The organism is Tautonia rosea (assembly GCF_012958305.1).
GTDB lineage: Bacteria > Planctomycetota > Planctomycetia > Isosphaerales > Isosphaeraceae > Tautonia > Tautonia rosea.
Window position 1 is genome coordinate 243,924 of the sequence record NZ_JABBYO010000008.1, and the last position, 12,028, is coordinate 255,951.

The following is a 12,028-nucleotide window of genomic DNA, read 5'->3' on the forward strand; positions in this document are numbered from 1 at the left end:
AGACGGGGTTGATGGAGCGAGGACCCCGGAGCGAGTGGATCGCTCCGGGGCCGATGATACGAACACCTCGGCATCAGATCACATACGGCTGCCGTTCGGGACGGGAGCGGAGGCTATTGGCCTCGGCGTCGTTGAGGAATTCCTCGCGCTTCGGATCGAGCGTGAGGGTGCGGCCAAGGACCCACGAGAGGGCGGCGGCGTGGCAGGCGATGTGCGAATGACGCATAATCCGGGAGTTGGCATTGGTGGTGCAGCGGGATCGGACGGCGTCAAAGAAGTCTTGCGCGTGGGCGCCGACATCGAGCCCGACCTGGGGGGCGGCGGAGACGTCGGGTAGCTCGGCGCGGAGGGATTCGGGCTCGACGACAATGCCGCCGTTGTCTCCGGTTTCGACCCAGCCGTCCTCGCCGACGAATCGTACGGGACAGGTGCCCAGCTCAGTGATCCAACCCTCGCGCTCGCCGAAGGGGGTTTCGAGGAAGTCGAGGATGATGGGGACACCGTCGGCGTAGCGGGCGATGATGGATTTCTCACCCGGCTCGTACGAGACGGGCATCGTGTCATCCGCCCCCTTGGCCTGCTGGCAGAGGTCGAGCGTGTGGGCGGCCCAGTCGAGCAAGCGGGCGCCGGAGTCGAAATCCCACTGGCCTCGCCAGCGTCCTTGCACATATTTTTCGTTGTAAGGGCGCCAGGGAGCGGGGCCGAGCCAGCGGTCCCAGTCGACCACGTCGATGGGCGGGGTGGGCTCGCCAGGGAGCCAGGTGTTGTCGAGCGTCGGGGTGTAGACCGACGCATGCAGTTCCTTGAGCTTGCCGAGCTTGCCGCTCTGGGCCAGGGCAACGGCGGCCTGGAAGTTGGCGACGCTCCGGCGCTGGGTGCCGGCCTGGAAGACGCGTCCGGTTTCGCGGAAGGTGTCGTCGAGCTTTTGCGCGATCTCGATGGTCAGGGCACAGGGTTTTTCGCAGTAAACGTCCTTACCCGCCTTCGCGGCCAGGATCGAGGCCGGGCCGTGCCAGCGGTCGCCGGTGGCGATGACCAGAGCGTCGATGTCATCGCGTTCGAACAGATCATTATGTTCTCGTGTAATTTGACAATCGGTATTACCGTACTGGTCATCCACGAGGGCCTTCCCGGCCTCGCGCCGGGATTTCTGGACGTCGCAGATGGCGACGAAGTGCGGATCGGCCATCGGCAGCATGGCTTTCATCACGTACGTGCAGCGCGGGCCGAAGCCGATCACACCACAGGTGATCCGCTCAGAGGCGGCCTTCCTGCCCTCCTGTCGGCCGAGGGCCGAGGCCGGCACGATCCAGGGCATCGCCACTGCGCTTCCAGCAACGGCCACGGACGTTTTGATCCAATCACGACGAGTCGAATTTCCTGATCGAGGTCCCATGAGAGTTGATGCTCCGCAATGCAAAAGGTCGGGACGGCTCAACGGTTCCGGAATCGCTTCCGGGGAGGTGAGCCAACCCTTGAGAGAGCCATGATCGCACACAAGCCCGGCGCCTCGTGACCGCTCCGGTTCGGCCCTGAACGCGACCGATGTCCCGGGATGGACCGGCGGTGTTCGAATGCTTTGGGCTCGTGCCGCCGGCCGACCTCTCCCTCATCTTGGCCCCGGAGGGGTCGGAATCGCAACGACTCTCCCTCGAAAATCGTCTGAGAGGGTCGTCACGAAGACGTCAGGCGATGTCCCCGCCTTCGCCCGGGGTTCCTGCGATGAGGGCCGTTGTCCGGGCCTGCTTGACGCGCCGTCCCGCGACGACGAGAGCCACCTGGGCGGCGATGATCGCGAGGGTGAAGGCAATGAGATCCGCGAGAAGCACCCAGACCTCGGACCCTGACCGACCGTCGAGTGAGACGGTCAGGAATAGGTGCAGCGCCACGGCGAAGAGGAAGGCGAGCAGGATGTAACCGAGCAGCGAATCGGTCAGCTTGAACGGGCGGAACGGATCGTCGTTCGGGTAGAGGTGCAAGGAGTTGTGGCCGATCGCGAGCCGGACCCGCACGTAGACGAGCAGACCGATGAGGCAGGTCAGCAGCAAGAGCGCCGTGAAGAGGGCAGGTCCGAAGGCCCCGGCCAGTTCGGGCGGGATGTCCACGGCGGCGTCCTCGGCGATCTGGCCGAAGGAGGAGAGGACCTCGAAGGTTGAGAACATCATGAGGCCGACGAATGAGACGGTGCCGATCAGGTCCTGGTTGCACCCTTTCAGGGTTGCGTGGACGTGAGCCTCCCACTGCTCGCGGTTGATTTCCTCGAAGGAGTCTTCGGCGATCCGGGCGCGGGCATAGGAGACGGCCTGGCGGTGGAATCGGCCGTCAATCAGGAGCCAGGCGCCCAGCGTGGTCAGCCCCACAACCGCCGCCACGACAGGCGGGGCATGCAGCGCCAAGGCGAGCACCGCCGCCGAGAATCCGGCAATCACGTCGGCCAGCAAGAACTGCAGATATGAGACGCCGAAGAAATTGCGACGGCCCGCTGCTTCCGGGTCGGTCGGGCCGGCAAAGCCCCGGCCCTGCATCAACCGGGCGTAGAGCATTCCGTTGAGGGTCAAGCCGCCGTGCAGGCGTCCCATTCGGAGTGAAAGGACCAGGGACGGCACCAGCACCAGGACCGCATAGAAGGCGAACAAATGGTCCTGGACCCGGCCGAGGCTCTCGGGCAGTCCGCCCTGAAGCGCGTTTTGCAGGAAGATGCCGAGCGCGGCGAAGACCGAGCCGAGGAACGTATAGAGTTCTCGCCGGCGGTCGATGATGCCGTGAATCTCTCGTGAGACGGTCTCGAAATCGGTCATCGTCCCTTCCTCGCCAGTGCCCGAGCCACCCGGTTTGTCGGTTGGCTTCGATCAACCATCTCGAAGGTGTGGGAAAAGCCCAGCGGCACGGATCCGCCATCGAACCCGTGCCGAACCGAGGGCGTTTTGCCGTGACGATCACTGCTCAGAGACCCGAGGGTCGGGCGGCAGAACGAGGTCCTGGTCGGTCACGTCGACCGGAGCACCACCTTCGGGGACCTCGACCCCGGCAGTCCAAAGAATGCCGTTGACGACCGATCGGCGGAAGGCGGGGATGCGGAAGCAATCGTGGAAGTGTCCGCAGACATAGCCGAACGATCGGCCGCCGTCGGGACGTTCGTAGACCCAGCCGACGGGGTAGTCGGTGCCGTTGACCTCGGTCATGACGACGGGCTTGGCGGCATCGAGGTACTTGAGCTTGATGTAGTACTCATCGGTCATGGGCGTTTCGTCCCAGCCGCGGGCGATGGGGTGGTCGGGGGCGACGGGGCGAATGGAAGACTCGACGACCGGGATCTCCGAGAAGGACGGGTTGAACCAACCGCCCATGATCTCCATCCACCTTGGGCCGTTTTCCATGTTGGCGGCGGTCGACCAGTGCAGGGCAACCAGGCCGACGCCGTCGCTCAGCAGTTGCTCGGCCTGCTCGCGGTGGGCGGGGTTGAGGAAGATGTCGCCGGCGTTGGCGGTGTAAAAGGCAATCGCGTCAACGTCCTTGAACGCGTCGGCATCAGTCGGCCAGCCATCGGAGACGGTGGCCTTCACGCCGGGGGTCTGCTCCAGGCACTTGGCGAGCAAGGCACACTCGGCCATGTATTCATGGGTTTTCGGTGGGTGATCGCGGTCCTTGCCGATCAGGAGGATGTTCGTCGTCTCGTCTTGCGCAACGGCCGTTGAGGCAATGGCGGCGCCCAGAGTCAGGGCGATCATCCAGAAGCGTCGGGGCATGGGTCGTCTCTCCGTGGCGGTCGATCGGGGTGGGGGAGCGTTTGAAGGGCCAAGGCTCGGCTTTCCTCGGGGCAAGCCGGACCGGGCACCTTCCCTCGATCCGGATTGTCACCCGTCTCGGGGGCCGACGCAATGCGCTTCGAGGCGATCGGCGCTCCGTCGCCGATCACTCCGACCCGGAGACCACCAGCGGACCTCGACGGCGAGCCAGGCGCCGGGTCAGCCAGACTTCGAGGCAAAGGCCGGCCAAGGCGGCAAGAACCAGCCCTCGCCAGAGGGGCCTTGGGGCTCGATTCCGGCTGTTCGCGGGGGAGGGTTCGGTCCGATCGTCGTCGGCAAAGGTGAGGGTCCAGCCCTCGGTGAGGGTCGCTCGGTCGGTGGACGAGAGGGGCGATCGGGTCGGCTCGGCCTGCTCGGCGGCGACAAGGCGGTAAAGGCTGTGGTCGGGCAGGTCGAAGCGATAGAGGCCGGGTTCGTCGGTGTCGGCAAGGCGGGCGATCACCCCCTCGTCGGTGCGCTCGATCTGGGCCTCAACATCGCGGGCGGAGGGGGTCCGCACGGCGATCGCGGTGCGGTCGTCGGGTGGGGGCGGGTCGATGGGGACGATCAACGGAGCGCCGGGGGGGGAGGCAGAGGCATCAGACTCAGGATCGGCCAGTCGAAACATCAGCTCATGAATCAACGGAACAAAATCGGGGTTGGCCGGCAAGGTGCCACCCTTGGCGTCGAGCGAACCGGCGAGGATGGCGGCGCGGCCCGATCCGATGGGGCGCTCGATGATCCACGGGGCTCCCGAATCGAGCCGGGCCAGGACTTCGGCAGCCGGTTCCCGATCCGACGGTTCCAGCTCGAACACGGCGAAGAGCGCGGCCGATCCCAGGGCAGACGGCGCGCCGTCCCGGGCGATTGCGGCGAAGACGGGGGAGGCGAAGCTCGTCGGCAACGGTCGAGCGATCGGCGAGCGATCGGCGAAGCGACCTTGAAGCGGCCCGATCCGAGCGGGGAGCCAGCCGGCCCCTTCGCGGAAGGCTGTCTGATTCCAGATCTCCGCGTCGGTCCGATCGCCGGGAACGACCAGGACGCCCTCCCCCTGCTCGACCCACGACGCCACGGCAGCGGAGACCTCGGGGTCAAGGGTTTCAACATTCGCAAGCACAAGCAATCGCTGACCTTCAAGGGCCTCGGCGTTGAGATCTTCGGGCCGGAGGACCGAGGCCTGGAACTGTGGTGCCTCGTCTCCGAGGGGCATGAGGGCGACCCGGAGAAAATCGGTCGCGCCGGTCATCGGCCGATCCCCTGGATCGCCGTCCACGAGCCGCACGGGCAGGGCCTCGGCCACCTCCACAACGAGGGCCGAGGCGTCGTTGATCGGCAACGGATCGTCGGTTCCTCCCGAAACGAGGCGAACGCCGATCGCATGCGAGCCGATCGTGTCGAGGACGGCTCGAAATTCGACCACGATCGACCCTCCCGCCGCCAAGGGGCCGACGACCCGCGTCGATCCCGGGACCGAAGCCCCATCGATCACCAACTCGGCCGATCGTTCCAGCGGTCCCGGTCCCAGGTTCCGTACCGTGGCACGGATCCGGATCGTCCCTCCCGGCGCAATCAGACGACGGGAGGCGCGAACGTCGATCACCTCGCCATCGGCGGCCATGGGATCGACCGGAACATCAAAGGATTCGGCAATAATTACAGGAGGATTCGGCAAGCGGTCGTGGAGGGCGCGGAGCAACCGCCAGCGTCCCGGCTCGTCGAGTCGCCAGGGGTTGCGGTCGCCGTCGGTCAAGACGAGGATCTCGGCGATCGGGTGGCGGCCGGTTTGTTCGAGGATGCGGAAGGCTTCTCCGAGCGCCGCGGGCAGATCGGCCGAACCTCCAGGAGGCGGCAAGGTCTCGAGCGCGGCCCGGATGCGCGCGCGATCGACGCTCGGCGGGTCGAGCAGGACCCTGGCCCGATCGCCGGCCCGGACGACGGCCACGGCGTCGCTCGGCCCGAGTTGCTCGACGAGTGCATCGAGCCGCGTGTTTGCCCTGGCCAGGGGAGACGAGCCGCCCCCCTGGCGGGCCATGCCGCTCGACGCATCGAAGACGATCACCACGTCCTTCGGCGCTTCGCCGCCGAGGATGGGGCTGATGCCTCGTGACCAGATCGGCCGAGCCGCGGCCAGGGCGACGAGGGCGAGAATGAGCATGCGGGTGGCGAGCAAGAGCCACTCGGCCAGGCGCATTCGGGTCCGGGATCGGGGGCTGAGGTCGAGGAACTGCATCGCTCCCCAGGCGATAGTCGGCACGCGGCGACGGTTCCACAAGTGAATGAGGATCGGGATCGCCACTCCGAGCATTCCCAGGAGCATCGCGGCGTTGGCAAAGCTCACGCGGAGGCCCTCGTGAGGGGATCATCGGGCGAGCCGGCGGGGAATCGTGCGGAGACCGTGGCGGGCATGGGGCGAGGGGTTCGGATCGGCTGTCGAGATCGTTTGAATCTGCTACGATTGTCCTCAATATCCTACGGGGAGCACTCCCCACCTCGCAAGCAACGGCGATCCCAACGCCCCGGCCCGGCCGACAACGGTCTGAAGGAAGGCTTGATCGTGGCCACCTCCTCACCCCTCCGCAGCGCCTTGACAGGTCTCCCGAGGGGGATTGCCCCGTGGGTGTTGCTCGCGCTCGTCGTACCGATCGGCAGTGCCCCGGCCCAAGAGGAGCTACTCGCGCCGCTCGTGGGGCAAGAGGCCGAGGCGCCCCCGACCGCCCCCGACGCCGACGAAGGCACCGTGGCCGAGGCGGAGGGGCCGATCGCCATCGAGCAGGTGGTGACGGACGAGCAGATCGAGGAAAAGCTGCGCAGCCTCTTGCCGCGCTATCCGGGGGTTCGCAGCGTTGAGGTCAGCGTTGATCAAGGGGTGGTCACGCTGACCGGCCACGTGGAAGACAGCGACGTACAGGACCGCGTCCGCGATTTCGTTCGGCGGGTCGAGGGGGTCACACTTGTTCTGAACCAGACCCGAACCGATTCCCAGGTGCTGACGGCCGGTCAGCTGCTGGTGAAGCGGCTGGGGAGGTTCTGGAACCTCGTATCTCAAACCTGGCTGGCGTTTCTGACGGCCGTGGCGGTGCTGATCGGGTCGATTCTGGTGGCGAAGCTGTTCTCGGAATCATCGGAACGGTTGCTGGCACCGTTGTTTGAGAGTTTGTTGCTGCGATCGGTTGTGGCCTCGGTGGCCGCGGTCGGGATTGTGATGATCGGGGTCTACGCGGCGCTGGAGGTGATGGGGGTGGCGCGGGCGGTGCTCTCGGTCGTCGGGCTGGCGGGGGCCGTGGCGCTGGCGTTGAGCTTCGCCTTCCGCGATTTCGCCGAGAACTTCATCGCGTCACTCTTGCTCGGGGTTCGGCAACCGTTCCGCGTGGGAGACTTCGTGGAAGTGGCCGGGCACTCGGGAGTCGTCCGGGCGTTGACGACTCGGGCCACAATTCTGGTGACGCTGGAAGGGCATCAGGTCCGGATTCCAAACGCAACGGTGTTCAAGAATGTAATCATTAACCGGACTGCGTCCGACGCGGTCCTTCAGAGCTTCGACGTGGTGATCGGTTACGACGCCTCGGCCGTCGAGGCGCAGCGGGCGATCGCCGCGAGCTTGAGCGAGCACGATGGGATTCTCGACGACCCGCGCCCCCGGACCCTGGTTGAGGCCCTGGAGCGCGATGGCGTTCGCCTGCGCTCGTTCTTCTGGTTGCCGACCCGAGGAATCGACGGGGCAAAGATCCTGAGCGATGCTCGCCTGAAGGCCAAGGTGGCCCTGCAACGGGCCGGGATCACCCCGACGCCGACCTCGGTCAGCCTCAGCCTCTCTGATCGGATCAACGTCGCCCTGGCCTCGTCCGAAGGCGACGGCGTGCTGCCCAACGGAGACAGCCTGCCTCATCCTCGGGCCGCCACCGTTCCCCCCGACCGCGCCCGGTCGAACCTGGAACTTGACTCCGCGGTGGCCGAATCGTCAAGCGCCTCAGAGGATGCCCAGCCCGACCCGATCGACCAGGCGCTGCACGTCGCTCAGGATGTCGTCGGTGATGAGCAGGACAACATCCTCTCCCCCGACCGCCGTTCCCGAAAGGCCGCCGACGAGGCCACACCCCCGAACACCCCACCACAAGACGACCGAGCGTCCTGATTCCCGTTGCGACCCCTGGCCACGACGCTCACGAAACGATTGACGCGAACGCACTCGCGAATGGCGATCTTCGGATCTTCCAACCTCACGAGGTTCCCGATGGTTGGCTGTCTCTTTCTGATCGTGCTGGCTGTTTCGGAACCGGAGCCGCCGGACCTGGCCACCCGGATTGTGAGCGAGGCCGAGGCCAGGCTGGGGGAGCGCGTGGGGGATGGAACCTGTTCCGACCTGGTGGCCGAGGTGCTGCGGGAGGCCGGGGCGACGCTGGGGGCAAGCGATTGGGAGCAGCCCTGGGGGCGAACCGTGCAGCCGTCGGAACGTCTCCAGCCGGGAGACGTCCTGGTCTTCCGGGATGCGGTGTTTGTGCATAAAGAACGCAAGCGAAGCGGGGCCGTCCGCACGACGACGGCCAAGATGGAACGTCACGTGGCGATCGTCTCGGCCGTGCAGCGGCGAGAGGGAACCCTGCGGATCGCACTGTTGCACCAGAATGCGGGCCGAACGCTTGCGAGCGACGAGCGCCGCCAGGTCGTTCAGCGCTGGGTGCTCGATCCGAAGGAATTGACCGAGGGGACCATTTCGGCCTATCGGCCCATGGGCGTTGAGGAGGCCCCTGACACGCGACCCTTCCAGAGATGAGGAACGGGGGTCGAGCGTCAGGGACGCCGGCTGTTCAGACCGTGGGGCGGGAGTTCCCTCGGGCCTTTCCGGCCCTCGAGAACGCGAGGACGAGCGTGGATTGCGTGGCGGTCTGACGTTTCCTCCCGTCGCATTGAGGAGGGTGTTGTGGCGGTTCCGGGTCGATGGGAACGCCAGGCCGTCCTCCTCGATCACGCTGCGGGACGCTTAACCGTTTCTGAGCAAGGCCTGAGAGCGGACTTCGTTTACTCGGATCGCCTCTGCCGGAAATGGGGACAGGCACCTCGGGGACTCGGAGCCAGTCCCCATTTCCTGACACGCGCCATTCAAGCGAAGCGGGCGTTAGTTGCTCTGTCCCCCCTCCTGAAGCTTCTGCATCACCTCGTCGAGATTGAAGCTGGCGGCCTTCTGGCGGGGCGGGTACTCGATGAAGGTCTTCAAGAAGTTGCCCACGTAGTCCTGCGCCGGCACGAGCAGGAAGACGCGGTCGATCAGCCAGTCGTAATAGGTGTTCGAGGTGATGTCGGCCCGCTCGTAGGGGTCGGTCCGCAGGTTGAAGATCTTGGGAACCCGGAGGCTGACGAAGGGCTCTGCCCAGACCTGGAGGGTGCCCGGTGCGCGCTGCTCCAGGAAGATCATCTTCCAGTTATCGAACCGCAGCGCGGTGACCTGCTGGTCGTCGTTGCAATAGATGAAGGACTCGCGGGGTCCCTTCTCCTCGGCCCCGGTGAGGTAAGGGACCAGGTTGAAGCCGTCGAGGTGGACCTTGTACGTCATGTCGTCGACGGTGTAGCCCTCAAGGAGCTTCTCCTTAACGTCCGGATCGCCGGCCATGGCCAGGATCGTGGGGAGCCAGTCGAGGTGGGAGACGATCTCGTTGGAGACGGTTCCGGCCTCGATCTTCCCGGGCCAGCGGACCATGGCGGGCACGCGGTAGGCCCCTTCCCAGTTGGAGTTCTTCTCGTTGCGGAAGGGAGTCATGGCCGCATCGGGCCAGGTGTTCATGTGCGGGCCGTTGTCGGTGCTGTACATGACGAAGGTGTCTTCGGCGAGGCCCAGGCGGTCGAGGGCGTCGAGCACCTGGCCAACGTTCTTGTCGTGGTCGATCATCACGTCGGCGTACTCGCTCATCCAGCGTCCGGCCTGGCCCATGCTCTCGGGCTTCGGGTGGGTTCGGAAGTGCATGTGCGTGAAGTTGACCCAGACGAAGAACGGCTCGTCCCCCTCGGCCTTGCGCTCGATGAAGTCAATGGCTCGGGCGGCGATGTCGTCGTCGATCGTCTCCATCCGCTTCTTGGTCAACGGGCCGGTGTCTTCGATGACCTGCTTGCCGACGCGGCCGAAGCGAGGATCGACGGTCGGGTCGTCGACATCGGTCGCCTTGGTGTCGAGCACGCCCCGAGGGCCATACTTCGCGCGGAAGGCGGGGTCCTTCGGGTAGTCGGGATGCTCGGGCTCCTCCTCGGCGTTGAGGTGGTAGAGGTTCCCGTAGAACTCATCGAAGCCGTGGACCGTGGGCAGGTAGACGTTGCGGTCGCCAAGGTGGTTCTTGCCGAACTGGCCGGTGACGTAGCCCTGAGCCTTGAGCAGCTCGGCGATCGTCGGGTCTTCGGCCTGCAAGCCCAACTCGGCGCCGGGCAGGCCGACCTTGGTCAGGCCGGTGCGCATGCCGTGCTGTCCGGTAAGGAACGAGGCGCGGCCGGCCGTGCAGCTCTGCTCGCCGTAGTAGTCGGTGAAGAGCATCCCCTCACGGGCGATCCGGTCAATGTTCGGGGTGCGATAGCCCATCAAGCCCTGGGTGTAGGCACTGATGTTGGAGCGGCCGATATCGTCGCCCCAGATGATGACGATGTTGGGCTTCTTCGATTCCTGGGCGAGGGTTGAGCGTGCACCAGCACCCAGAACGGTGCCGAGCATGATGACCACGATCGAGGCGATTGTGATTCGTCTCATCGATTCCAATTCTCCAGGGGTAGCTCGCGGTGATGGCCGAGTCCGCCTGATCTCGTGGCGTTGGTGTTGAGGTGATCGCAAGCCACGGGCCACGAATCGGCCGAGGCCGTTCGTGCTCAGGTCGGAGATTTTGCTGAGTTGACCCTCGGGAGCCAACGTCACGAATGTTGGTGGATTGCTCCCGAGCAAGACACGTTGCCCCACCGAGTCTAAGGCGCTCGATCGACCGGCGAAAGTCGGAAAACTGCAATCTTTCGAAGTTCCTCGAATGTGCCCATCGACCTCACCAAAGGCGTAGACCGACGGCGCAGACCTCCTCACTCGGACCGGACGGTTGCCCAAGGTCCGAGGACCGGACGATCGACTCCGAATGATGAGATTCGCTCAAGCCGACCTGGAGCACGGCCGATACGACCGTCGTAATCGTTGGGACCGGCCGCACGTTCATCCCCATCGTTGAGGAGACATCGAGACGTGATGCCGGGCGTTCCCCAGGGATCCCCCCCTTTCCCCGATCTGGAGGAGCCCAGCGATGGCACCCGCCTCCCGGTGGAGCAGGATCGCCCGTCGGCTGCCGGGCATCCCGATCATTGCGGCGGTCCGTTTATTGAGCGCCGCCACCCTGATCGTGATCCTCGTGAGGCCGTCGCCGGCGCAGGAGTTCGCGCCCAGAATCGAACCCTCCTGGCCCGAGTCGCTGTTCGGCTTCTTCGACCTCGGCCCGGAGCCCGGCGAGGGGGGCGAGGCCGAGTCGATTGAAGAGGAAAACCTCGATTTCATCGAAACCGACCGCAACTCCCTGACGGGGGCTCCGCTGGTCACCGGCCGGGGCGTCGGCATCATGGAGGTGGCGTACTCCTATTTGAATTTCCCGAGTGAGGGGGTCAAGCATAGCTTTCCCGAGTCGCTCTTCCGCTTCGGGATTAGCCGTCGGATCGAGCTGCGCGTCGGATGGAACTACGAAACCGGCAACCCCGAGGAGTTCGAGGAGGGGAATATCGCCGCGCGGTTCGGTGTGAACGCCGAGACCCAGATTTATTACGGGACCAAGATCCAATTGACGGCGCAGGAGGGCCTGCGGCCGAGGAGCGCCCTCTTGCTCCAGGGTCACACCCCGACCGGGGGACCGACGACCGCGACCCAGATCCGCGCCGGCCTGATCTCCGGTTGGGAGCTTCCCAACGACTGGACCTTTGACTGGGCGGTTCGCTTTGCCCCCGACGGCGAGGAGGGGGACGGCTACGAGTTGTGGATCCCGTCGGCCGTGATCAAGTTCCCCTTCGCCGAGAATCGCTTCTTCACTCACCTCGAATTCTTCGGCCTCTACTCGGCCAACAAGGAGCAGAACATCTCCAGCAACTTCCTCGACACGGGACTCCATTATCTGATCACGCCGGACCTGGAGATCGGCACCATCATCGGCATGCAGTTGCAGGAAAATCCGGGCTACTTCGTCAATGTCGGTCTCGGCTTCCGCTTCTAGAGCGGTTTTCGATTGAGCGGAGCGGCTCGCCGGGAA

8 protein-coding genes are annotated in these 12,028 nt (G+C 65.4%); 3 read left to right on the forward strand and 5 right to left on the reverse strand.

All coding sequences use genetic code 11. The features are described from left to right. Nucleotides 1–73 precede the first annotated feature (73 nt). From HG800_RS16010 to HG800_RS16025, 4 genes are all read right to left on the reverse strand, one after another. Complete coding sequence (locus HG800_RS16010) at nucleotides 74–1,318, reverse strand: Gfo/Idh/MocA family protein (protein WP_206352298.1); 1,245 nt, start codon at nucleotides 1,316–1,318, stop codon at nucleotides 74–76. Nucleotides 1,319–1,685: 367 nt separating this feature from the next. Beyond that, nucleotides 1,686–2,798, reverse strand: a complete 1,113-nt coding sequence (locus HG800_RS16015; protein WP_169977635.1) for a hypothetical protein — start codon at nucleotides 2,796–2,798, stop codon at nucleotides 1,686–1,688. A gap of 138 nt (nucleotides 2,799–2,936) precedes the next feature. Continuing rightward, entirely contained in the window at nucleotides 2,937–3,746 is an 810-nt protein-coding gene (locus HG800_RS16020) for a ThuA domain-containing protein (RefSeq protein ID WP_169977636.1), read from the reverse strand. 166 nt (nucleotides 3,747–3,912) lie between these two features. Further along, nucleotides 3,913–6,123, reverse strand: coding sequence for a BatA domain-containing protein (locus HG800_RS16025; protein ID WP_169977637.1), 2,211 nt, complete (start codon nucleotides 6,121–6,123; stop codon nucleotides 3,913–3,915). Between the two features lie 216 nt (nucleotides 6,124–6,339). Between HG800_RS16025 and HG800_RS16030 the strand changes: the two genes are divergently transcribed. Together HG800_RS16030 and HG800_RS16035 are read left to right on the forward strand one after the other, a co-directional pair. Next, nucleotides 6,340–7,917 carry a mechanosensitive ion channel family protein gene (locus HG800_RS16030; RefSeq protein ID WP_169977638.1) on the forward strand — a complete coding sequence of 526 codons (1,578 nt, stop codon included), beginning with the start codon at nucleotides 6,340–6,342 and terminating at the stop codon, nucleotides 7,915–7,917. A 99-nt stretch (nucleotides 7,918–8,016) separates the two neighbouring features. Continuing rightward, a complete protein-coding gene (locus HG800_RS16035) occupies nucleotides 8,017–8,556 on the forward strand; it encodes a CHAP domain-containing protein (RefSeq protein WP_169977639.1) in 540 nt (179 codons plus the stop codon). Between the two features lie 342 nt (nucleotides 8,557–8,898). Here HG800_RS16035 and HG800_RS16040 read toward each other — a convergent pair whose 3' ends face one another. Next, a complete protein-coding gene (locus HG800_RS16040; RefSeq protein WP_390622638.1) occupies nucleotides 8,899–10,473 on the reverse strand; it encodes an arylsulfatase in 1,575 nt (524 codons plus the stop codon). Nucleotides 10,474–11,041: 568 nt separating this feature from the next. Here HG800_RS16040 and HG800_RS16045 point away from each other — a divergent pair. Then, on the forward strand, nucleotides 11,042–11,992 hold the full coding sequence (locus tag HG800_RS16045) for a transporter (RefSeq protein WP_169977641.1): 951 nt from the start codon (nucleotides 11,042–11,044) through the stop codon (nucleotides 11,990–11,992). The last annotated feature ends 36 nt before the right edge of the window (nucleotides 11,993–12,028 follow it).